We start from the raw sequence: 21,680 nt of genomic DNA on the forward strand, positions 1-21,680 counted from the left end.
CGGGCGAGGAGCAGTTGCCGCCCGAGAGGTCACGAGGTCGATCTCCCCGTAGCGTGATCACCGTGCTGGGACTCCCCGACGACATCCAGGCCTGCCTCTTCGACCTCGACGGCGTGCTGACCCGGACCGCGACGGTGCACCAGGCCGCGTGGAAGCGCACCTTCGACGAGTTCCTCCTGCGCCGCGACCCGGCGGCGGGGGAGTTCACCCTCGACGACTACAACCGCTACGTCGACGGCAAGCCGCGCGAGGACGGCGTCCGCGACTTCCTGGCCAGCCGGGGCATCACCCTGCCCCAGGGCGCCACGGGCGACCCGGCCGACGCGGCGACCGTCGTGGCGGTCGCCACCCGCAAGAACGAACTGCTGATGCGCGAGCTCGAGGAGCACGGCGTGGAGGTCTACGAGGGGTCCATGCGGTACCTGCGGGCGGTCAAGGACGCCGGCCTGGCGACCGCGGTGGTCACCGCGTCGGCGAACGGCGAGCACGTCGTCGCCGCCGGTGGGTTCGCCGACCTGATCGACGCGCGGGTCGACGGCCTGGTGGCCAAGCGCGAGGGGCTGCGCGGCAAGCCGGCGCCGGACACCTTCCTCGCCGGGGCCCGCCTGCTGGGCGTCGAGCCGGCGCGTGCGGTCGTCTTCGAGGACGCGCAGTCCGGGGTGGCCGCGGGGCGGGCGGGAGAGTTCGGGTACGTCGTCGGCGTGGACCGGGTGGGCCAGGCGGAGGAGCTGCGTGCGCGTGGCGCCGACGTCGTCGTCACCGACCTGGCGCAGCTGCTGGACGGGCAGCCGTGACGGAGGGGCGCGCGCACTTCCTGGTCGAGCCCTGGTCGTTGACCGAGGTCGGTGTCGACATGGCCTCCCTGGCGGTCAACGAGTCGGTCTTCGCCCTGGCCAACGGGCACATCGGCATGCGCGGCACGTTCGACGAGGGCGAGCCGATCGTGGTGCCCGGCACCTACCTCAACGGCTTCTTCGAGGAGCGTCCGCAGCCCTACGCCGAGGCGGGCTACGGCTTCCCGGAGATGGGCCAGACCGTCGTCAACGTGACCGACGGCAAGCTCATCCGGCTGCTCGTCGGCGACTCCCCGCTGGACCTGCAGTACGGCGACGTGATCGCCCACCGGCGGACCCTCGACCTGCGGGCCGGGGTGCTGCGCCGGGTCACCGACTGGCGGTCCCCGGCCGGCCGGGAGGTGCGGGTCACCAGCACCCGGCTGGTGTCGCTGGTCCGCCGGTCGATCGCGGCGGTCGAGTTCCAGGTCGAGTGCACCGACGACCAGGGTGACCTCTACATCGCCCTGCAGTCGGACCTGCTGGCCAACGAGGACATCCTCAGCGGCCCGTCCGGCGACCCGCGCGCCGGGTCCGCTCTGGCCAGGCCGTTGCAGTCCGAGCTGCACGTCGGGCGCGGCCGGCACGCCGTGCTCGTGCACCAGACCTCCCTCAGCCGGCTCCGGATGGCCGCCGGCATGGACCACGACGTGGAGGTGCCGTCGGCGGCCACCGAGGACCTGGAGGTCTCCCCGGACCTGGCCCGCTACACCCTCGCCGCCCGGCTGAGCAACGGCTCCCCGGTGCGGCTGCGCAAGTACCTGGCCTACGGCTGGTCCAGCCGCCGTTCGGCGGCGGCGGTCCGTGACCAGGTGGAGGGTGCGCTCGCGACGGCGAAGCTGGCCGGCTGGGACCGGCTCGTGGCGGAGCAGCGCGAGCTGCTGGACCGGCACTGGGACGAGGCGGACGTCGAGATCGAGGGCGACGACGAGCTCCAGCAGGCCGTCCGGGTGGGCATGTTCCACGTCCTGCAGGCGGGCCTGCGGGCCGAGCGGCAGCCGATCCCGGCCAAGGGCCTGACCGGCGACGGCTACGACGGGCACACCTTCTGGGACACCGAGACCTACGTCCTCCCGGTGCTCACCTACACCGCGCCCGGCGCCGTGCGCGACGCGCTGCTGTGGCGGCACTCGATCCTGGACATGGCCCGGGAGCGGGCCCGGGTGCTCGGCCACGACGGTGCGGCGTTCGCGTGGCGCACCATCCGCGGCGAGGAGACCTCCGGCTACTGGCCGGCCGGGACGGCGGCCTTCCACATCAACGCCGACATCGCCGACGCCGTGGCCCGCTACTGGTGGGCCACGCTGGACACCGAGTTCGACCGGGACCACGGCACCGAGCTCCTGGTCGAGACCGCCCGGCTGTGGGCGTCGCTGGGGCACCTCAACGGCGACGGCGAGTTCCGCATCGACGGGGTGACCGGGCCGGACGAGTACACCGCGGTGGTCGACAACAACGTCTACACGAACCTGATGGCGCAGCGGAACCTGCGCGAGGCGGTGGCCGCGGTGGCGCGCCAGCCGGAGACCGCCGGCCGGCTGCGGGTCGACCCGGAGGAGGTCGACTTCTGGACCCTGGCGGCGGACAGCATGCGGGTGCCGTTCAACGAGAAGCTCGGGGTGCACGAGCAGAGCGAGGGGTTCACCCACCACGAGGAGTGGGACTTCGACGGGACGACGCCGGACCAGTACCCGCTGCTGCTGAACTTCCCCTACTTCGAGATCTACCGGAAGCAGGTCGTCAAGCAGGCCGACCTCGTCATGGCGCTGCACCTGCGCGGGGACGCGTTCACCCTCGCGGAGAAGATCGCCGACTTCGCCTACTACGAGGCGCGCACGGTCCGGGACTCGTCGTTGTCCGCGGCTCAGCAGGCGGTGGTGGCCGCAGAGACCGGACACCTCCAGTTGGCCCACGACTACTGGGGCGAGGCGGCGCTGACCGACCTGCAGAACCTGCACGGCAACAGCGGCCACGGGCTCCACATCGCGTCCCTGGCCGGGGGCTGGACGGTGGCCGTGGCCGGGTTCGGTGGCATGCGCGACCACGACGGGAAGCTGACCTTCGCCCCGCGGCTGCCCCCGCGGCTGCGCCGGCTGGCCTTCCGGGTGGTCTTCCAGGGCCGGTGCCTGGCGGTCTCGGTGACGGACCGCCAGGCCACCTACCGGCTGGTGTACGGCGACGAGCCGCTGGAGATCGCGCACCACGGGGAGCCGTTCACCGTCACTGCCGAGCCGGTCACCCGCGACGTCCCGCCGCCGCCGGACGTCGAACCGGTGCACCAGCCCCCGCACGCCTCGCCGCGGCGCCGGCACCGCCCCACCAGCGACTGACGACGGGCGGGGGCGCGACGCCGTGACCGGCTCCGGCGGGTACGACGAGCCCGAGCACCCGCACGTCGGGCAGCCGCAGCGGGCGTTCGGGGGACCCGGCCGGAACGGCCTGGGCATGAGCCGCGGGCACCGCCGCGGTCCGGCGGACGACGTCTTCGCCAGCCGAGCCGACCGCGCCGGGACGACCAGCTGGTCCCGCCGGGCAGGGTGGGCCGCGGCCGAGCGCACCGACGCCCGGCACCGGATCGCCGAGGAGCTCGTGCGGTCGGCACCGGCTCGGCGCATCGACGCCGACCACCACCCTCGCGGCCTGGTCGCCGGCTCCACCGGTGGTCTGGAGCTGCTGGCCTTCGACATCGCGGTCAGCGCGCGGACGGGGGCGGTCCCGGAGTGGGCCGTGACAGCGGTCGCGGTCCCGGAGGGTGTCCCGACCGTCCGGATCACCCCGGCCCGGCTGTGGCGGCACGACCCGCGGGAGCTGGTGCAGCTGCCGACGGACGACGAGGCCCTGGACGCCCGGTGGCGGTTCCTCGGGGGCGACGAGCGTGCCGTGCGGGTGGCCGCCGACCCCGCGCTCCGGCAGACGCTGCTCGCCACCGACGACGGCGACGACATCTGGACGGCGGCGGGGCACGTCGCCGCTCTGCGTCCGGACGGCCATCGACCGCAGCTGCTGGAGCACCACGTCCGCCTGCTCGCCGTCGTCCACGGCGCCCTCACCCGGCACGCGGGCTGACGGGCGCGCGTCAGGAGAGCAGCGCGCTCTCGCCGATCAACCACCAGGTGCCCAGGACGAGGGCACCGACGTCGACGAGGAGGAAGAGCCCGACCCAGACCAGCCCGGGCAGCCGGGTGAGGCGGGCCAGCTGGTCGGCGTCGGAGTCCCGGGCCGCGCCGCGGCGCCGCTTGGCCTGCAGCTCCCACACGGTCACCGGCGCGGCCAGCAGCAGGAACCACGTGACGCCGTGGGCGAAGACGGCCTGCCACTGCGCGGGCAGCCACCAGGTCGCGGCGAACACCAGCGTGCCGGTGACCAGGACCGACCAGAGGCCGTACCAGTTGCGGATCTGCACCAGCAGCAGCGCCAGCAGGGCGAGCAGCGCCCAGAGCAGGCCGACGGCGTACCCGGCGGCCAGCAACGCGGCGGCGCCGAGCCCGAACAGCCCGGGTCCGGTGTAGCCGGCCGCGGCGGTGAGCACCATGCCGGCCCCGGTGGGCCGGCCGGCGGAGACGGTGACCCCCGAGGTGTCCGAGTGCAGGCGGATGCCGGCCAGCCGGCGTCCGGTCGCCAGCGCCGCCAGCCCGTGCGCTCCCTCGTGCGCGATCGTCACCGCGTGGCGGGCGTGCCGCCACAGGCCGGGGACGCGGACCAGCAGCAGCGCGACGGCCGCGCTCAGCGCGAGCAGTCCGGCCGTCAGCGGGGGAGAGGTGGCGCTGACCTGGCGCCAGAACTCCTCGATGGCGGTCACGCCGGGCATCATCACCGCTCCGGCTGTGCAGGAGCGGTGCGCCGCGCGGGACCCGCGTCACCCGGTCGTCACAGTCGGGCGCGATGCTGCCCCCATGACGAGCACGCAGCAGGCGGTGACCGCGGACGATCTCCCGGTCACCGTCTCCTTCACCCGGCGCGCCGACCCGGCGCACGCGGTGCAGATGAGCGCCTGGATCCGGGCGGGGCTGACCCTGGCCGAGGGGTTCCCCGGTTTCCTCGGTGGGGGCTGGGTCCAGCCCCGCAACGGCGCGGACGAGTGGCACATGCTGTGCCGGTTCGACTCCCCGGCCACGCTGGCCGCCTGGGAGGCGAGCCCGGAACGACGCTGGTGGCTGGGCTCGGCACAGGGGCTCGCCGAGGTGACCCGCACCGAGCGGCGCACCGGGATCGAGGGCTGGTTCGACGCCCCGGTCGCCGCCGCCGCGGAGGTGGCACCGCCGGCCGCTCCGCCCCGTTGGAAGCAGGCCACGACCATCTGGCTGGTCTTCTTCCCGCTGAACCTGCTGGCCACGGTGACGCTGGGGGCGCTGCTGGCCGACGTCCACGTGATCGCCCGGGTCGCGGCGATGACGCTGGTGCTGACCCCGCTGATGACCTACCTGCTGCTGCCCTGGGTCACCCGGCGGTTGTCCTGGTGGCTGGCCGGCCGGCGCTGGGGCGACCGCCGCCCCGGGATCAGGTGACCTGATCGTGCGGTGCTCCTGGCTCACGGTGGACGTGAGCCAGGAACACCGGCGGTCAGCCCGGACGGCGTCGGCTGACCTCGGCGGGCGCCGGTCAGACCAGCTCGGCGTCGTGCATCAGCAGCGCGATCTGGACCCGGTTGGTCAGCTCGAGCTTGACCAGCAACCGGGACACGTGCGCCTTCACCGTGGCCACGCTCAGGTACAGCTGCGCGCCGATGTCGGCGTTGGACAGCCCCCGGCCGACGGCGAGCGCCACGTCGCGCTCGCGGTCACTGAGCACGGCCAGCTGGGCGCGGGCACGGTCGCGGCGGTCGTCGGCCGGCGGGACGGTGGTGGCGGCGACGTGGCACATCAGCCGCCGGGTGACGGTGGGGGAGAGCATCGGCTCGCCCGCGGCGACGCGGCGCACGGCGTCCACGATCGCCCCCGGCGGGGTGTCCTTGAGCAGGAAGCCGCTGGCGCCCGCCCGCAGTGCGCGCAGCACCTGGTCGTCGGCGTCGAACGTGGTCAGCACGATCACCTGCGGGGCGTCCCGCCCGGCCTGCAGCCGTTCGGTGGCGGTGAGGCCGTCGACGCCGGGCATCCGGATGTCCATCAGCACGACGTCGGGGGAGGACCGGGCCACCGCGGCCGGCACCTCCGCACCGCCGGCCGCCTCGCCGACGAGCGTCAGCCCCTCGGCGCCGCCGAGGACCATCGCCAGGGCGGCGCGGACGAGCGGGTCGTCGTCGACGACGAGCACCCGGACCGGGGCGGTCACGCCGGCTGCCCGGCCACCGGCACCGCCGGGTGCGTCACCGGCCAGGGCAGCTCGGCGCACAGCCGGAACTCCCCGTCGGCCGTCCAGCCGTGCTCCAGGTGGCCGCCGGCCAGGCTGACCCGCTCCAGCAGGCCGACCAGCCCGGTGCCGCCCCCGGGCAGCGCGGTGGCGGCCCCCCCGCCGGCCGGGACGGGGTTGCGCACCTCCACGACGAGCCCGGCACCGGGGCCGCCCTCGACCAGGACGGTGGCCACCGTGCCGGGCGCGTGCTTGCGGACGTTGGTCAGCCCCTCCTGCACCACCCGGTAGGCGCTGCGGCCCGCCGCGCTGGGTGCGGTGGCGAGCTCGGGCACCCGGTACTGCGCCCGCACCCGGACCCCGGCCCGCCGGCTCTCCTCCACCAGCGCCGGGACGTCGGCCAGCGTCGGCTGCGGCCGCGTGCCCGGGTCGCCGTCCGCCTGCCCACCGTCACGCAGCACCCCGATGACCTCCCGCAGGTCCTCCAGCGCCTGCCGGGCGCTGGACCGGACCACGCCGGCGGCCTGGGCGACCTCGGCGGACGGGGCACCGGGGCGGAACTCCAGCGCGCCGGCGTGCATGCTCAGCAGCGACAGCCGGTGCGCCAGCACGTCGTGCATCTCGCGGGCGATCCGGGTGCGCTCGGTCTGCCGGGCCTGCTCCACGCGGAGCTGCTGCTCGGTCTCCGCGCGCACCGCCCGGTCGTGCAGCGACACGACGAGCTGCCGGCGGGCCCGCTCGAACATCCCCCAGGCCACGACGGCGGCGGTGAGCACGGTCCCGATCACCGCGAACACCCAGGACGGCAGCTCCGGGTCGGGCCGGACGGCGACGTACACGGCGAAGGACGCGAGGCTGACCGCGGTGACCGCCACGACGGTCGGCCACCGGCGGTGCACCGCGACGGTGAACAGGCTGAAGAGGCAGGCGACCGCGACCATGTCGGAGAACGAGGCGAGCAGCGACAGGGCGACCGCGAGGCCGACCGGCCAGCGCCGCCGCAGCCACAGCGCGGCGCAGCCGAGCGAGCCCAGCGCCAGGTCGGCGAGCAGCAGGCCGTCCGGCGGCGGGACGGGCTGGTCGAGCACGCTGCCCACGAGGAGCAGCCCGGCCAGCGTCGAGATCAGGAAGGCGGCCAGGTCGACCGCCCAGTCCCGGAGCGAGCGGCGTACCCGGCGGCGGCCAGCGGTGCTGCTGCCGGTGTCCGGACTGCGCTGCGGGGCCGCACCGGGACCGGCCAGGAGCTGGGCCGGCACGAGCGAGGGATGCTCGACGCCCTCGGGCGCGGCCGGCTGGATGGACACGCTCACCTCCCGGAGGCTACGGACGCCGGACCGCTGCCGGAACCGACCAAGGTCTACCTCTCCGCCGCCGCCGGCCGGAGCGCAGCGACGATCAGCTACTTCCGGCCGATGCGCGCGGCCGGCCGGCCGGAGCAGGATCTGGGCCATGATCACGATCGAGCACCTGACGAAACGGTACGGCGCGCAGGTCGCCGTCTCCGACGTCTCCTTCACCTGCCAGCCGGGCACGGTCACCGGCTTCCTGGGCCCGAACGGTGCCGGCAAGTCCACGACCATGCGGGCGCTGGTCGGGCTGGCCGACCCGACCAGCGGGACGGCGACGATCGCCGGCAAGCACTACCGCGAGCTGCCCAACGCCGGCCGCGAGGTCGGGGTCCTGCTCGACGCCGGTGCCCAGCACGCCGGCCGCACCGGCCGGGAGGTGCTCACCCTGTCGGCGATGGTCCTGGGGGTCGGCCGCGAGCGGGTCGACGAGGTGCTCGGCCGGGTGGGCCTGGCCGGCCGTCCGGCGGGCAAACGGCTGGGCAACTACTCGCTCGGGATGCGCCAGCGGCTCGGCCTCGCGACCGCGCTGCTCGGTGATCCCCAGGTGCTGGTTCTCGACGAGCCGGCGAACGGGCTGGACCCCGAGGGCATCTTCTGGATGCGCGGACTGCTGCGCGGCTTCGCCGACCGTGGGGGCACGGTGCTGCTCTCCTCCCACCTGCTGCACGAGGTGGAGGCGGTCGCCGACCAGCTGGTGGTCATCTCCGGTGGCCGGATCGTGGCGCAGGGCAGCAAGTCCGAGCTGCTGGCCGGCACCGGCGGCACGCTGGTGCGCGGCCCCGACCGGGCCCTGCTGGCCAAGGCGCTGGAGGTCGCCGGCATCGGCGTCTCGCCCGGCCCGGACGACGCCCTGGTGGCCGACGCCGAGGCCCTCGCCGTCGGGCAGGCGGTGGCGGCGGCGGGCGTCGTCCTGACCGAGCTGCGGCCGGCCGGGGGAGCGGGGCTGGAGGACCTCTTCCGTTCCCTCACCGGCTCCGAGCACCAGGTCCAGGAGGTGCAGGCATGAGCACCACGACGCTGGACGCCGAGCGTCCCCGCACCGGGGCCGCGCCCAGCGCGCCGTCCCTGTCCACGCTGGTGCGGGTGGAGTTGCGCAAGTCCTACGACACCCGGGCCGGGCGCTGGCTGCTGATCGTCATCGGCCTGGCCGTGCTCGCCGTCGTCGCGCTCTCCCTCTTCGTCGAGGACACGCCGAAGACGTTCACCGACCACTTCGGCTTCACCCAGCTGCCGATCAGCCTCCTGCTGCCGGTGCTCGGGATCCTGCTGGTCACCAGTGAGTGGTCGCAGCGCACCGCGATGACGACGTTCACCCTGGTGCCCCGGCGGTCCCGGGTGCTCGTCGCGAAGGTGCTCGCCGCCGCCGTGCTGGCCGTGCTCGGCGTGGTCGCCGCGGCGATCGCCTCGGCGCTCGCGACGGTGCTCACCCCGGTCTTCACCGATGCGGAGAGCGACTGGGGCATCAGCGCCGCACTGGTCGGCCAGGTGCTCGTCGCCCAGGTGGTCACCGTGCTGGCCGGGGTGGCCTTCGGCATGCTGCTGCTCAGCTCGCCGCTGGCGATCGTGCTGTTCTTCGTGCTGCCGACGGTGTTCACCATCCTGGTCAGCCTGGTGTCTGCGCTGGACTGGGTGCGCGACTGGCTGGACCTGTCGACCACGTCCATGCCGCTGTTCGAGGACGGGCTGGACGGGCAGGGGTGGCTGCAGTTCGGCACCTCGGCGGCGCTGTGGGTGGCGCTGCCGATGGTCCTGGGTTGGCTGCGGATCCAGCGCAGCGAGATCAACTGACCCGTCGGCCGGCGGCGGGAGAGCTCCCGCCGCCGGCCGGCTCACGCGTTCTCGCCGGGCATCCGCAGCGCGCCGCTGAGGTGCCGGGCGGTGTTGACCAGCCCGACGTGGCTGAACGCCTGCGGGGTGTTGCCCAGGTGCCGGCCGGTGCGCGGGTCGTACTCCTCGCTCATCAGCCCGAGGTCGTTGCCCAGGCCCAGCAGCCGCTCGAACAGCTCACGGGCCTCGGCGGTACGGCCGATGCCGTTGAGCGCGTCGGCGAGCCAGAAGCTGCACAGCAGGAACGGCGCCTCCTCACCGGGCAGCCCGTCGACCCGCCCGTCGGCATGCGTGTGGTACCGCAGCAGGAAGCCGTCGGAGGTCAGCTCGCGCTGCACCGCCTCGACGGTGCCGACGACCCGCTCGTCGTCCCACGGCAGGAAGCCCACCCGGGGGATCAGCAGCAGCGCGGCGTCCAGCCCCTCGGAGCCGTAGAACTGGGTGAACGTCCGGCGCTCGGGGTCGTAGCCCCGGGTGCAGACGTCGTCGTGGATGCGCTGGCGCAGCTCCCGCCACCGGTCGACCGGTCCGTCGAGGCCGTGCCGCTCCACCGCCTCGATCGCGCCGTTGACACCGGCCCAGGCCAGCACCTTGGAGTGGACGAAGTGCCGGGGCTCGCCGCGGACCTCCCACAGGCTGGCGTCAGGACGGGCCCAGGCGCCCTCCAGGAAGTCCAGCAGCTCCTTCTGCACGGCCCAGGCGTCCGCCGTGGGGGAGAGGCCGGACTCGCGGGCCAGATGCAGCCCGTCGAGCAGCTCGCCCCAGACGTCGAGCTGGAACTGGCCGGCCGCGGCGTTGCCGACCCGCACGGGCGCGGAGCCCTCGTACCCGGGCAGCCATGGCAGCACGTACTCCGGGATGCGCCGCGACCCGTCGAGGGCGTACATGATCCGCAGGTCGGCCGGGTCGCCGGCGACCGCGCGCAGCAGCCACTCGCGCCAGGCCCGGGCCTCGGCGAGGTACCCGGTGCCGAGCAGTGCCTGGAGGGTGAAGGTGGCGTCGCGGAGCCAGCAGTAGCGGTAGTCCCAGTTGCGGCTGCCGCCCAGCTCCTCCGGCAGCGAGGTGGTCGCGGCGGCGACGATCCCGCCGGTGGGGCGGTAGGTGAGCGCCTTGAGGGTGATCAGCGAGCGGCGGACCGCCGGTGCCCACTCACCGTCGTAGGTGCACTGACCGATCCACTCGGCCCAGAACGACTCGGTGCCGGCCAGCGCCTCCTCGGCGTCCACCGGTTCCGGCCGGGGCAGGTGGGAGGGGGAGTGGGTGAGCACGAAGGGCACCCGGTCGCCGGCCGCCACCTCGAACTCGGCCGAGGTGGTGTGGTCCTGGCCGTGCAGCTGCACCGGCGTGGTCAGGGAGACCGCGTCCGGACCGGCGACGGCGACCAGGTCGCCGTCCACCGTGCGCACCCAGGGCACCAGGTGGCCGTAGTCGAAGCGGAGCACCAGGTCCATCCGCATCGGCACCCGTCCGGAGACGCCCTCCACGATCCGGACGACGTCGGGGTCGGTCCCCCGCGGCGGCATGAGGTCGATGACCCGGACCATCCCGGTCGGGGTCTCCCACTCGGTCTCCAGCACCAGGGAGTCGCCCCGGTACCGGCGGCGCGTACAGGGGCCGCCGTCGGCCGGGGCGAGCTGCCAGCGGCCGTTGCGCTCGTCGCCGAGCAGCGCGGCGAAGCAGGCCGCGGAGTCGAACGACGGCAGGCACAACCAGTCGATCGAGCCGTCCTTGCCGACCAGCGCGGCCGTCTGCAGGTCGCCGATCAGGCCGTAGTCCTCGATCGGGCTGGGCATGCTCGTCCTCCTGGGGGTGGGTGGCCGGGGCTGGGCCGCACCGGTGGCGCGCGGACGACGCCCTGGGGCACCTACCGACCTGCCTCCCGCGGCAAACCCGACCCCTTCCCTCAGACCGTTATCCCCAACAACGCGCCAATCTCTACTACGAACAGCAACTGCCAGCCCCTGGGGGACCGCCGCGGCGACCCGGGGGGCGACTGTCCGTGCGCTCCCTTGCGCCGAGCGGGTCTCAGCTGCGGTCGGGGCGCGCTGGGTCAGCATGTGGGGTGGTGTCGGCACCGGTGCCCGGGGCATCGTCCGGCCCGCCGACGGGGCCGCCGTCCTGGTCGCCGTTGCGCTTGCGCAGCCACCTGGCCACCGGCACGTCGGTGGAGCTGTGCACGATGATCGAGACGGCGACGACCGCCGCGATGATGGCGAACTCCTCCTGTGCCTCCGGAGCGCCGCCCTCCAGCACCAGCAGCCCGTAGACCACCGAGGCGAACCCCTTCGGCCCGAACCACGCCGCCACCAGCCGCTGGTCCTTGGGCAGCCGCGACATGGTGAGCGAGGCGAGCAGCGCCGCCGGCCGGATGAGCACGAGCGAGAGGGCGGCCAGCACCCAGCCACCGATGGGCACGCTGCCCAGCAGCGTCGGGGTGAGCAGGCCGCCGAAGACCAGCAGGGCCAGCAGCTTGGCCGCCTCGGACAACTGCTCGCCCAGCTCGGCGAAGGCCACGCGGACCTCGGGGAGGATCGTCGCGAAGGTCACCCCACCGACGAAGGCGGCCAGGTAGGGGTTGGCGTGGGTCAGCTCGGCCACACCGAACAAGGTCAGGCCGGCAGCCAGGACCAGCAGCGCCGGAGCAGCGCTGGCGTTGAAGCCGGGCAGCTTCGTCAGGCCCTTGACCGCGAAGGGGACGGCGACGCCCAGCGCCACGCCGCCGACGAGCTCGCCGATCAGCACGAGGGGCTCGGTCTCGCCCTGCGGCGTCCCGCTGTGCGCCAGCAGGATCAGCACCACGGGCAGGGCCAGGCCGTCGTTGATGCCGCTCTCGACGTTGAGCAGCCGGCGCAGCCGCTGCGGGATCTCGTCGCGCTGCACGATGGCCGCAGCGAACACCGGGTCGGTGGGGGAGAGGACCGCCCCGATCAGCAGCGCCGGGATCCAACCGAGATCGGTGACGAGCACGGTGAGCGCGGCGATGCCCAGCGCGGTCAGCGGCATGGCGAGCAGCAGGGCCCGTCCGGCCAGCCGCGCGGTGCTGCGCACGTGGCCCACGGACAGGTGCTGGCCGTCGGTGAACAGCACGGTGACCAGCGCGATCGAGGCGAGCGTCGAGACGATCGGGTTGTCGGCGTGCACGTCGACGACGCCCAGCAGTCCCGGTCCGAGCAGCGCGCCGGCCACCAGCACCAGCAGCGACGTCGACAGCGGGGTTCGCGCCGCCAGCCCGGACAGGAGGGCCGCCAGGGCGAGTACGACGCCGAAGGTCGCCAGGAGGTCCATGCCGTCCTGCCTACCGGAGATCCCGCCGACGGCGCACCTCGGCGCCGGCGACCGACCCGGCCCGTGCGCTCATCCGTGCGGTGCGGTGAGCGCAGTCCTGTCGGTGGCCCGGTCTAGCGTCACCGACATCACACGGGCCGCTGGACATGGGCCTGCTGACCAGCAGGGGAGACCGTCATGACCACGCTGCCCGACCGCCCGAACACCGCCCTCGTCGTCATCGACGTGCAGAACGGTGTGGTGGGCGGAGCCCACCGCCGGGACGAGGTGGTCGCCGCCATCAGCGGCCTGGTCGACCGGGCCCGGGGGGTGGACGTGCCGGTCGTCTGGGTGCAGCACTCCGACGAGGAACTGGTGCGGGGGAGCGACGCGTGGCGGTGGGTCCCCGAGCTGTCCCGGCGGGAGGCGGAGCCGCTGGTGCACAAGTCCTACGGGGACTCGTTCGAGGGCACCGACCTCGAGGCCGTGCTGGCCGACCTCGACGTAGGGCACGTGGTCGTCACGGGAGCCGAGACCGACGCCTGCATCCGGTCGACCATCCACGGGGCGTTCACCCGGGGCTACGACGTCACGCTGGTCGGCGACGCGCACACGGCGGGCGACAAGAGCGCCTGGGGAGCGCCGCCGGTCGACCAGGTCATCGCGCACACCAACCTGTACTGGCAGTTCCAGGCAGCACCCGGGCGGACGGCGGCGGTGACCCCGGCGGCCGACGTCACGTTCAGCCGGGTCCGATGAGGTGGATGCCGAGGTCGGTGCGCCCGGGCAGGAGGTCGGCGCGCAGGGCCCGGGTTCCCTGGTAGTCGCCGTCGCGCAGGCGCCGGAACCGGCGAGCGGGTTCTGCGTCGATGCTGCGCAGCCTCTCGCGCAAGCGCTCGACCTCCCGGTCCACCCCGCCGGTCTCCAGCGTGTCGGCGTCGTGGACGACGTGCAGGTCGAGGGGCTCGATGCCGACGTACCAGAGCACCCCGTGAGTGAGGGGGAACAGCAGGGACTCCAGGTCGCCACTGATGCCGCGCGCTCCGATCGAGCGGGCATCCTGTCCCGCGGTCACCACCACCAACGCCTTGCGCCCCACCAGCCCGCCGTCGCCGTAGCGTCGCGGCACGCCGAGGTCGGGGTCGAGGTCGCCGTAGGCGAAGCCGGCGGTGAGGACTCGGTCGAACCAGCCCTTCAGGATGGCTGGTGGCCCGTACCACCACAGGGGGAACTGGATGACGAGCAGCTCCGCCGCGGCGAGCTTGGCCTGCTCGGCGCGCACGTCGGCGGGCAGTCGTCCCCCGGCGTACGCCTCACCGACGAGCTCGGCGATGTTCCCGGGCTCCTGGGCGCGCTCGCCGAGGTCGCGATCGCTGAGGACGGGGTCGAACTGCTGGGCGTACAGGTCCGAGGTCGTCACCTCGTAGCGCCCGGACAGTTCCCGGACCCCCTCCTCGAAGAGGCGGCCGTTCAAGGACCGGCGGCGGGGGTGCGCGTGCACCCACAAGGCGGTGTCCGGCGTCGGGGGATGGGCGATGGTCACGGGTTCACCTCTCGCGCGGCAGGGGTCGGCGGTGCGAACCGGTGCCAGTCGGCGGCGGCCCGGACGACATGGTCGTCGGAGGTCCGCGGCGCTCGACCCAGGTGCGTGGCGAGCACGGGAGTGGGGCCCACACCGGTGTCGTGGGTGGTGTTGCCGCTCATGGTCCTCAGTCAACGCCGCCGACGTGGACGATGACATGGCTCAGACGCCGAAAGACCTGCGTGATCGTCTAGGTTGCACGAGTGGACGCCGTCAGCGATGTGTTGCGGGGGGTGCGGGCCCAGGGCTCGTTGTTCGGCCGCTCGATCCTGACCCCGCCCTGGTCGCTGCGATTCGTGGACGGGGCGCCGCTGACGTTGTGCACCCTCGTGTCCGGCGCGGGGTGGATCGTGCCCGAGGGAGAGCCGCCCCAGCGGATCGGCGCCTACGACACCGTCCTGGTCCGCGGGCCGGGGACCTTCAGCTTCGTCGACGAGGTCGACACGGATGCGGTTCCCATCCTGTGCGGGGTGGAGTGCGCGACCCCTGAACAGGGCGGCACCCGCCACCGGCTGGGCTGGCACGACCCCGGTGAGCCCAGCGAGCGCGGAGCTGGGGCCAGCGGTGACTCTGGACGTGGAGACGCTGCGACGACGTTGATCGTCGGGGCGTACCCGCTGCGCAGTGAGATCAGCCGTCAGCTGGTCGAGGCGCTCCCGGTGCTGCTGCGCGTGGGCGCCGGCGGCAGCGCTGATCCGGTTCTGGACCACCTCGCCGCCGAGGCCGCGATCGATGCCCCCGGCCAGCAGGTCGTGCTGGACCGCCTGCTGGACTGGATGCTGGTCTGCACGCTGCGCGAGTACTTCGACCGCCCCGGTGCCCGGCCACCGGCTTGGTGGGCCGCCCAGCGTGACCTGGTCGCTGGAGAGGCGCTGCGGGTGCTGCACGCCGAGCCCGCAGCACCGTGGACGGTCGCAGCGCTGGCCGAGCGGACCGGGGTGTCGCGCGCGACGCTGGCCAAGCGTTTCGCCGATCGGGTGGGGGAGCCGCCGATGACCTACCTGACCCGCTGGCGCATGGCGCTGGCCGCGGACCTGCTCCTGGACCGGCCGGACGCGACCATCGCCGAGGTCGCCCGCACCGTGGGCTATTCGGATCCCTTCGGTTTCAGCGCCGCGTTCAAGAGGGTGCGTGGCGTGAACCCCAGCGAGTTCCGCGGTGCCGCGGCCGCTGCTGATCAGGGCAGTCGGGAGACGCGAAGATCGCTGCCGCTGGCCTCTACTTGACATAATGTCGATTATCGGCGCGATGGTGACCTGCGGAGATGCCAGCTGGGTGCCCGGCTCGTCGCGACCGGCCGCCCGGCTCGACATCACGTCGTCCCGGTGTCGTGCCTCCCGGCCGGCGCGGTGCTCGAGTCGCCGACCGAGCCGGCTGGTTGCCGTCCGAGCGCCATCCGGTCCGGCTCGCCGACCGTTCGGCCCCCTGGTCGGCAAAGATGATCATGACCCCGCGGGTCGCCTGCTCGGCTCGTGGATCTTGGTCTTGCGCCCGTTCAGCACTGCCCCTCCGATCCGGCGCCCCCTCGTCTGGTGCGCCAGTGCACCCGTCATTACGTCACGCTGACGTAATGACGGGTGCACTGGCCGGTTCGACGGGCGGTCCGCGCCTGTCGTACTTAGGGTCGGGCCATGAGGATCCGACGCCCGGTTGCCGCTCTGTTCGCCGCGCTCACCCTGGCCGGCGGTCCGGCTGTGCTGACGTCCTGCGCCGACCCCAGTGGCGGCCCGAACAGCTACGAGCGCAACGACGGCACCACGGATGACGAGAGCACGAACACCTCGGGGAACGATGAGAACGACGTCGAGCAGGGCAACCTCCCCGACGTGCACGACTCGGACGTCGAGCAGGGCAACGAGGACCGGAACCAGGACTCCGACGGCTGAGTCCGGCGGCCCACCGCTCCCCCGAGCGCCCGGTCCTCTCCGGTGACTTACGTCACTGTGACGCTTTCGTCGGGTGCTCCCCCGGTCAGCTGGCTCAGCCGGCGCTACGACCGTTGAGCCACAGCCGGTCCAGCCGGCCGGTCGCGCGCACCAGCTCGTCCAGCGAGCGCTCCAGCTCGGCCTTGGTCGGCTTCTCGGTGAGCAGGGTCTGCACGTCCTCGATCGAACAGCGCAGCTGGTACAGCCGGTCCTGGAGGGCGTCGAGCTCCGCGCGGGTCACCAGCACCACGTCGTCGGACAGCCCGGCCTTGGTGCTGGCAGAGCGCTGCTCGTAGGCGCGCTGCCGGCAGGCCTGCCCGCAGTACAACCGGGGCCGACCCACCGTCTCCTGGGTCGGGAGCAGGCTGCGGCACCAGCCGCAGCGACGCTCCTCTGCGTCGCGCTGCCGCCGGCGTGCCGGGCGGGTTCCGGTGCGCTGCTCGACCCCCACGGCGACGACGGTAGACGGCCGGTCCGACAGGTCCGGAGGGACACGCCCGAGGTCGGTCCCGCGGCGGCTCGACACCCTGCGCAGGGCCGCCGGAGGACGCCGCTAGCGTGATGGGGTGCCCGGCTCGCGTTACGCCTTCCTCGACGGGCCCACTCCCATCGCCATGGCCCACCGAGGCGGGGCCATCGAGCACGTGGAGAACACCGCCGGCGCCTTCGAGTCCTGCGTGGCGCTGGGCTACCGGTACCTGGAGACCGACGTCCGGGTGACCTCCGACGGCGTCCTCGTGGTCTTCCACGACCCGACGCTGGACCGGGTCACCGACCGCACCGGCCGGGTGGAGAGCATGCCGTGGCGGGAGGTCCGGACGGCGCTGATCGGTGGCCGGGAACCGATCATGGCGCTGGAGGACCTGCTGGGCGCCTGGCCGGACGTCCGCTTCAACCTCGACATCAAGGCCGCCGGCGTGGTCGCCCCGCTGGTGCGGCTCGTGCGCCGGCTGAACGTCGAGGACCGGATCTGCCTCGGGTCCTTCTCCGACGCCCGGATCGCCGCCGCGCGCCGGCTGTTCGGCCCCGACGTCTGCACCTCGCTCGGCCCCAAGGGCGTCGCGGCCCTGCGGTTGTCGTCCTACTCCCCCCGAGCCGCTGGGCTGGTGCGCATCCAGGCCGGCTGTGCCCAGGTGCCGCTGGCACTGGGCGGCCGTCCGCTGGTGGACGAGCGCTTCCTCGAGGCCGCGCACGCGCGCAGCCTGCAGGTGCACGTGTGGACCGTCGACGACGAGGGCGATGCGAAGCAGATGCTCGACCTGGGCGTCGACGGGGTGATGACCGATCGGCCGGCGATGCTCCGCGACCTGCTGGTGGCCCGCGGGCAGTGGACCGGCGCATGACCAGCCGGCGGGTCGCGCTGGCCGCCCGCCTGCGCTCCTGGCGGCCGGCGGCCCCACCGCTGCCTGCCGAGCTCGCCGGCCTGGTCGGCCCCGGGGACCCCGAGTGGTTCGCCCGGGAACTGGCCATCGCCGCCGCGCCGCCGTGGTGGTTCTGGCGGGCGCTGCTGCGCACCCTGCACCGGGTGCCGGGGATCTTCGGGCGCCTGGAGGTCACCGGCGGCATCCCCGGCGAGTGGTTGGACGGCCCACTGCTGCTGGCGGTCAACCACATCGGTGACTTCGACACCTTCGTCGTCGCCGCAGCGCTGCACCGGGCCGGGGTCACGCCCCGGTTCATGGCGACGCGCGGCATCATGACCGCCCCGGTCGCCGGTGCCCTGCTGGAGCGGGCCGGGGGCATCCGGGTCGACCGGGGCACCGACGTCGCCGCGCACGCCCTGCGGGTCACCCAGGTGGCGCTCGCCGCCGGTGGCCACGTCGTCGCCTACCCCGAGGGGCGGGTCGGGCTGACCGCCGACGGCTGGCCCGAACGAGGACGCACGGGGCTGGCCCGGATGGCGCTGGCCGCTGACGTGCCGGTCATCCCGGTCAGCCAGTGGGGCGCCCACGAGGTGCTCCAGTACGCCAACGACTGGGGGAAGCTCCGCACCCTGCTGCGGGCGCTCTGGCGCCGGCCCGCCCTGCGGGTGCACATCGGTGCCCCGGTGCACTTCGAGGACCTGGAGCCCGGCCGGGTGGGTGACGCCAACCGGGCGCGGGTGCGGATCGCCGCGGCGCTGACCCGCGGCCTGGCCCCGCTGCGGGCCGGGGAGCCGGCCGACCACATCGCGTTCGTCGACCCGACCCGTCCGACCAGCGCGGTGGCCGCCTTCCCCGGCGGCGTGGTGCCCGAGGACATCCCGTGATCTCCCGGTGCTGGACCCGCCCACCGGCGGCTGACACCCTGCGCCCGTGACCGACGCACCCCCCGCCCCAGCCGGGTCCGCCGTCCCCCGCGCCGACCGGGCCCTGCGCCGCGAGCGCGCCGGCTGGTACTCCTACGACTGGGCGATGTCGGTCTTCAACACCTCGGTGACGACCGTCTTCCTCGCCCCCTACCTGACCTCGATCGCCGAGGCGGCCGCCGACGCCGAGGGCCGGATCCACCCGCTGGGCATCAGCGTCCCGCCGGGCAGCTGGTTCGGGTACGTGCTGTCGCTGTCGGTCGTGCTGCAGGTGCTGGTGCTGCCGATCACCGGCGCGATCGCCGACCGCAGCGGGCGCAAGCGCCAGCTGCTGGCCGGGTTCGCCACCCTCGGCTCGCTGGCCACCATGGCGATGTTCTTCGTCGCCGGCGAGCGCTACCTGCTGGGCGCGGCGCTGTTCGTCGTCGCCAACCTCTGCTTCGGCGCGGCCACCGTCGTCTACTACTCCTGGCTGCCCGACCTGGCCGGCCCCGACGAGCGGGACGCCGTCTCCAGCCGCGGGTGGGCCTTCGGCTACCTCGGCGGTGCGCTGCTGCTCGCGGCCAACCTGGCGCTGTTCACCCAGTACGAGTCGCTGGGGCTGACCGAGGGCGAGGCGGTGCGGATCTGCCTGGCCTCGGCCGGCCTCTGGTGGGCCGGGTTCACCGTGGTCAGCGTCTCGCTGCTGCGCAACCGGCGGCCCCGGGAGGACGCCGTCGTCCCGGCCCGCGGTGGCGCGCTGTCGGGCGGCTTCCGGCAGCTGGCCGCCACGCTGCGCGACATGCGGCGCTACCGGCTGACGCTGTGGTTCCTCGGCGCCTACCTGCTGTTCAACGACGGCGTGCAGACGATCATCGGCGTCTCCGCCCAGTACGGCGCCGAGGAGCTCGAGCTCTCCCAGACGACGCTGGTGTCCACCATCCTGCTGGTCCAGGTGGTCGCCTTCTTCGGCGCGATGGGGATGGGCCGGATCGCCGCGGCGGTCGGGGCCAAGCGCACCGTGCTCGGCGGCCTGGTCGTCTGGACCGGCGTGCTGGTGGCCGCCTACTTCGTGCAGGCCGGCGCGGCGGTGCAGTTCTACCTGCTCGCCGTCGTCATCGGGTTCGTGCTCGGTGGCACCCAGGCGCTGTCCCGGTCGCTGTTCAGCCAGCTGATCCCGCCGGGCAAGGAGGCCGAGTACTTCGGCTTCTACGAGCTCAGCGACCGCGGCACCAGCTGGCTGGGCCCCTTCCTGTTCGCGCTGACCTACCAGCTGACCGACTCCTACCGGTACGCGATCTTCAGCCTGGTCCTGTTCTTCGTCCTCGGCGGCTGGCTGCTGGCGCGGCTGGACATGCGCCAGGCGATCGTCGAAGCCGGCAACACCCCTCCGGAGCGCCTGTGACACCCGCCCCCCTCGACGGCCCGACCGACCTGCTGGAGGTGGTGCCGGTCGCCGGCGACCGGCGGCGGCACCCGGCCCCGGCGCACCTGACGTTCTTCCACGGGCCGATGGACTGCGGGAAGTCGACCCTGGCGCTGCAGGTCGACCACAACCAGAGCCGGCAGGGCCGCCACGGCCTGCTGCTCACCCAGGGCGACCGGTCGGGGCCCGCGCAGATCAGCTCCCGGGTCGGGCTGCGCCAGGACGCGGTGGAGGTCGACGCCGGCACCGACGTGCGGCTGCTGGTCCGCGACCGGTGGGCGGTCGGCCAGCGGGTCGACTACCTGATCGTGGACGAGGCGCAGTTCCTCACCGGCGCGCAGGTCGAGCAGCTGGCCGAACTGGTCGACGAGTCGCACGTCGACGTCTTCGCCTTCGGCCTGACCACCGACTTCCGCGCCCGGCTCTTCCCCGGCACGCAGCGGCTGTTCGAGCTCGCCGACGACGTCCAGCGGGTCCAGGTCATGGTGCTGTGCTGGTGCGGACTGCCCGGGCTGCTCAACGCGCGGGTGGTCGACGGCGAGATGGTCCGCGAGGGCGCCACCGTCGTCGTCGCCGACACCGAGCCGGCCCCGCCGCCGGACGGCGCCACCGGTGACCCGGCCGTGCGCTACCAGGTGCTGTGCCGACGCCATCACGCGAACGGTCAGCTGGGCCCGACGCCGACCGGGCCGGGGCAGCTGGCCCTGCGCTGAGCGGTGCCCCTCCCCCGCCGGGGGTGGTTGAACGTTGGTTCATCACCCCATGCGATGATGAGCAGTCGGACGACACGGAATCTCTTTCCGTCATCTGTCGTTGACCTCTGCGACACCCCGAGCCGGATGCGTGAGCAGTCGGCTGTCCGGGCAGTCCCAGACCAGACCGAGATCAGCACGAGAGGACGGTGTGCCATGGGCGAGCGTTCCCTGCGCGGAAGCCGACTGGGCAGCGTGAGCTACGAGACCGAGCGCAACACCGCGCCGATCGAGCGGCAGTACGCCGAGTACAAGTGCGCTCAGGGCCACCTGGTCACGGTGCCCTTCGCCGACGACGCGGAGCTCCCCGACACGTGGGAGTGCAAGTTCGACGGTTCGGCGGCCAAGCTGGTCGGTGGCTCCGAGCCGGCCCCCAAGAAGGTCAAGCCCCCGCGCACGCACTGGGACATGCTCCTGGAGCGTCGCTCGGTGGACGACCTGGAGGAGGTGCTCGCCGAGCGCCTCGAGGTGCTCCGCGGGCGGCGCACCCGCGCCAGCTAGTCGAAGGACCCCGGAACGGCCCCGGTGGGATCTCCCACCGGGGCCGTTCTGCGTCCGGGGGGCGTCAGCGCCCGGACGGACCGTCCTCGACCTCGCCCTCGACGACGCGTCCCTCGATCACCCGGTGAGCGGGGCCGGCGCGGTGGACGTCGTCCGGGGTGTCGGCGACCGTCCCGTCGACGGTGCGCGTCGCCCGCACCCGCACCGGACCCAGCCAGCGGTCGGGCAGCCGGCGGGCGATCCCCCGGGCGATCAGCGCCCGGGGCAGGGCCCGGGTGCCGGGCAGCAGGCACATCAGGCCGAGCAGGTCACCGATGAACCCGGGCAGGACCATGAGCAGCCCGCCGAGGGCCACCAGTCCGGCGTCGCCCAGGGCGCGGCCCGGTGCACGGTGTTCCTCGGCGCGCAGTCGCAGCTCGGTGAGCGCGCGGGTGCCCTGCCGGGCCAGCAGCAGCCCACCCAGGGCGCTGGTCGCCAGCGCCAGCAGCAGCGTCCAGCCCACGCCGATCCAGCCGGCGACCAGGACGAAGACGACGACCTCGGCCAGTGCACCGAGCCCCAGCGCCGTCCGCCAGCGTGAGGACGCCCGGCGCCTCGTGTCGTGCCCGCCGATCGCGGAGCCCATGGCCATGTCCCACTCCTCTCCGGCCGCGGAGCGGACGGCCGGCG

The 21,680-nt window shown here is 73.9% G+C and carries 22 protein-coding genes; 14 read left to right on the forward strand and 8 right to left on the reverse strand.

Annotation, left to right across the window (positions count from 1 at the left end; genetic code table 11):
• Positions 1-62: 62 nt before the first annotated feature.
• From ACI795_RS12915 to ACI795_RS12925, 3 genes are read left to right on the forward strand one after another with little or no spacing between them, the layout of a single operon-like run.
• Positions 63-794, forward strand: coding sequence for an HAD family hydrolase (locus ACI795_RS12915; protein ID WP_457075921.1), 732 nt, complete (start codon positions 63-65; stop codon positions 792-794).
• Complete coding sequence (locus ACI795_RS12920) at positions 791-3,163, forward strand: glycoside hydrolase family 65 protein (protein ID WP_457075922.1); 2,373 nt, start codon at positions 791-793, stop codon at positions 3,161-3,163. Before ACI795_RS12915 ends, ACI795_RS12920 begins: the two co-directional genes overlap by 4 nt.
• A 22-nt stretch (positions 3,164-3,185) precedes the next feature.
• Complete coding sequence (locus ACI795_RS12925; protein WP_457075923.1) at positions 3,186-3,899, forward strand: hypothetical protein; 714 nt, start codon at positions 3,186-3,188, stop codon at positions 3,897-3,899.
• A 10-nt stretch (positions 3,900-3,909) separates the two neighbouring features.
• Here the strand turns inward: ACI795_RS12925 and ACI795_RS12930 are convergent, their stop codons facing one another.
• Positions 3,910-4,632, reverse strand: a complete 723-nt coding sequence (locus ACI795_RS12930; RefSeq protein ID WP_457075924.1) for a M50 family metallopeptidase — start codon at positions 4,630-4,632, stop codon at positions 3,910-3,912.
• A 94-nt stretch (positions 4,633-4,726) separates the two neighbouring features.
• On the opposite strand from ACI795_RS12930, the gene ACI795_RS12935 reads away from it, so the two are divergent.
• Positions 4,727-5,338: an antibiotic biosynthesis monooxygenase gene (locus tag ACI795_RS12935; RefSeq protein WP_457075925.1), complete on the forward strand. Its 612-nt coding sequence runs from the start codon at positions 4,727-4,729 to the stop codon at positions 5,336-5,338.
• 94 nt (positions 5,339-5,432) lie between these two features.
• Here ACI795_RS12935 and ACI795_RS12940 read toward each other — a convergent pair whose 3' ends face one another.
• Positions 5,433-6,101, reverse strand: coding sequence for a response regulator (locus tag ACI795_RS12940; protein ID WP_457075926.1), 669 nt, complete (start codon positions 6,099-6,101; stop codon positions 5,433-5,435).
• Positions 6,098-7,429 (reverse strand): sensor histidine kinase, encoded by a 1,332-nt coding sequence (locus ACI795_RS12945; protein ID WP_457075927.1) that lies wholly within the window; start codon positions 7,427-7,429, stop codon positions 6,098-6,100. The genes ACI795_RS12940 and ACI795_RS12945 overlap by 4 nt, the downstream gene beginning before the upstream one ends.
• Positions 7,430-7,568: 139 nt before the next feature.
• On the opposite strand from ACI795_RS12945, the gene ACI795_RS12950 reads away from it, so the two are divergent.
• Positions 7,569-8,474 (forward strand): ABC transporter ATP-binding protein, encoded by a 906-nt coding sequence (locus tag ACI795_RS12950; RefSeq protein WP_457075928.1) that lies wholly within the window; start codon positions 7,569-7,571, stop codon positions 8,472-8,474.
• Entirely contained in the window at positions 8,471-9,256 is a 786-nt protein-coding gene (locus tag ACI795_RS12955; protein ID WP_457075929.1) for a hypothetical protein, read from the forward strand. Before ACI795_RS12950 ends, ACI795_RS12955 begins: the two co-directional genes overlap by 4 nt.
• Positions 9,257-9,297: 41 nt before the next feature.
• Here ACI795_RS12955 and ACI795_RS12960 read toward each other — a convergent pair whose 3' ends face one another.
• Positions 9,298-11,088 carry a glycoside hydrolase family 15 protein gene (locus ACI795_RS12960; protein ID WP_457075930.1) on the reverse strand — a complete coding sequence of 597 codons (1,791 nt, stop codon included), beginning with the start codon at positions 11,086-11,088 and terminating at the stop codon, positions 9,298-9,300.
• 232 nt (positions 11,089-11,320) lie between these two features.
• Positions 11,321-12,580, reverse strand: a complete 1,260-nt coding sequence (locus ACI795_RS12965; protein WP_457075931.1) for a cation:proton antiporter — start codon at positions 12,578-12,580, stop codon at positions 11,321-11,323.
• Positions 12,581-12,757: 177 nt separating this feature from the next.
• On the opposite strand from ACI795_RS12965, the gene ACI795_RS12970 reads away from it, so the two are divergent.
• Entirely contained in the window at positions 12,758-13,318 is a 561-nt protein-coding gene (locus ACI795_RS12970; protein ID WP_457075932.1) for an isochorismatase family protein, read from the forward strand.
• Here the strand turns inward: ACI795_RS12970 and ACI795_RS12975 are convergent.
• A complete protein-coding gene (locus tag ACI795_RS12975; protein ID WP_457075933.1) occupies positions 13,302-14,102 on the reverse strand; it encodes an NAD(P)H-dependent oxidoreductase in 801 nt (266 codons plus the stop codon). The genes ACI795_RS12970 and ACI795_RS12975 overlap by 17 nt on opposite strands.
• Before the next feature lie 242 nt (positions 14,103-14,344).
• Between ACI795_RS12975 and ACI795_RS12980 the strand changes: the two genes are divergently transcribed.
• On the forward strand, positions 14,345-15,367 hold the full coding sequence (locus ACI795_RS12980; protein WP_457075934.1) for a cupin domain-containing protein: 1,023 nt from the start codon (positions 14,345-14,347) through the stop codon (positions 15,365-15,367).
• Between the two features lie 405 nt (positions 15,368-15,772).
• A complete protein-coding gene (locus tag ACI795_RS12985; RefSeq protein WP_457075935.1) occupies positions 15,773-16,027 on the forward strand; it encodes a hypothetical protein in 255 nt (84 codons plus the stop codon).
• Between the two features lie 94 nt (positions 16,028-16,121).
• On the opposite strand, the gene ACI795_RS12990 is transcribed toward ACI795_RS12985, so the two are convergent.
• Positions 16,122-16,517: a hypothetical protein gene (locus ACI795_RS12990; protein WP_457075936.1), complete on the reverse strand. Its 396-nt coding sequence runs from the start codon at positions 16,515-16,517 to the stop codon at positions 16,122-16,124.
• Positions 16,518-16,632: 115 nt separating this feature from the next.
• Between ACI795_RS12990 and ACI795_RS12995 the strand changes: the two genes are divergently transcribed.
• From ACI795_RS12995 to ACI795_RS13015, 5 genes are all read left to right on the forward strand, one after another.
• Entirely contained in the window at positions 16,633-17,409 is a 777-nt protein-coding gene (locus ACI795_RS12995) for a glycerophosphodiester phosphodiesterase (RefSeq protein WP_457075937.1), read from the forward strand.
• Positions 17,406-18,314, forward strand: a complete 909-nt coding sequence (locus ACI795_RS13000) for a lysophospholipid acyltransferase family protein (protein WP_457075938.1) — start codon at positions 17,406-17,408, stop codon at positions 18,312-18,314. Before ACI795_RS12995 ends, ACI795_RS13000 begins: the two co-directional genes overlap by 4 nt.
• A gap of 46 nt (positions 18,315-18,360) precedes the next feature.
• Positions 18,361-19,737, forward strand: coding sequence for an MFS transporter (locus ACI795_RS13005; protein WP_457075939.1), 1,377 nt, complete (start codon positions 18,361-18,363; stop codon positions 19,735-19,737).
• On the forward strand, positions 19,734-20,471 hold the full coding sequence (locus ACI795_RS13010) for a thymidine kinase (RefSeq protein WP_457075940.1): 738 nt from the start codon (positions 19,734-19,736) through the stop codon (positions 20,469-20,471). The genes ACI795_RS13005 and ACI795_RS13010 overlap by 4 nt, the downstream gene beginning before the upstream one ends.
• Positions 20,472-20,666: 195 nt before the next feature.
• Entirely contained in the window at positions 20,667-21,011 is a 345-nt protein-coding gene (locus ACI795_RS13015) for an RNA polymerase-binding protein RbpA (RefSeq protein ID WP_457075941.1), read from the forward strand.
• Between the two features lie 64 nt (positions 21,012-21,075).
• Here ACI795_RS13015 and ACI795_RS13020 read toward each other — a convergent pair whose 3' ends face one another.
• Complete coding sequence (locus tag ACI795_RS13020; protein WP_457075942.1) at positions 21,076-21,642, reverse strand: FxsA family protein; 567 nt, start codon at positions 21,640-21,642, stop codon at positions 21,076-21,078.
• Positions 21,643-21,680: the final 38 nt, after the last annotated feature.

The sequence above is a fragment of the Modestobacter sp. SYSU DS0290 genome (assembly GCF_054050955.1).

Excerpts from the sequence above, each read along its gene's own strand:
- ACI795_RS12935 (WP_457075925.1), top strand. The coding sequence starts at position 4,727 with ATGACGAGCACGCAGCAGGCGGTGACCGCGGACGATCTCCCGGTCACC.
- ACI795_RS12950 (WP_457075928.1), top strand. The coding sequence starts at position 7,569 with ATGATCACGATCGAGCACCTGACGAAACGGTACGGCGCGCAGGTCGCC.
- ACI795_RS12955 (WP_457075929.1), top strand. The coding sequence starts at position 8,471 with ATGAGCACCACGACGCTGGACGCCGAGCGTCCCCGCACCGGGGCCGCG.
- ACI795_RS12960 (WP_457075930.1), bottom strand. The coding sequence starts at position 11,088 with ATGCCCAGCCCGATCGAGGACTACGGCCTGATCGGCGACCTGCAGACG.
- ACI795_RS12965 (WP_457075931.1), bottom strand. The coding sequence starts at position 12,580 with ATGGACCTCCTGGCGACCTTCGGCGTCGTACTCGCCCTGGCGGCCCTC.
- ACI795_RS12970 (WP_457075932.1), top strand. The coding sequence starts at position 12,758 with ATGACCACGCTGCCCGACCGCCCGAACACCGCCCTCGTCGTCATCGAC.
- ACI795_RS12985 (WP_457075935.1), top strand. The coding sequence starts at position 15,773 with ATGAGGATCCGACGCCCGGTTGCCGCTCTGTTCGCCGCGCTCACCCTG.
- ACI795_RS13000 (WP_457075938.1), top strand. The coding sequence starts at position 17,406 with ATGACCAGCCGGCGGGTCGCGCTGGCCGCCCGCCTGCGCTCCTGGCGG.
- ACI795_RS13015 (WP_457075941.1), top strand. The coding sequence starts at position 20,667 with ATGGGCGAGCGTTCCCTGCGCGGAAGCCGACTGGGCAGCGTGAGCTAC.
- ACI795_RS13020 (WP_457075942.1), bottom strand. The coding sequence starts at position 21,642 with ATGGCCATGGGCTCCGCGATCGGCGGGCACGACACGAGGCGCCGGGCG.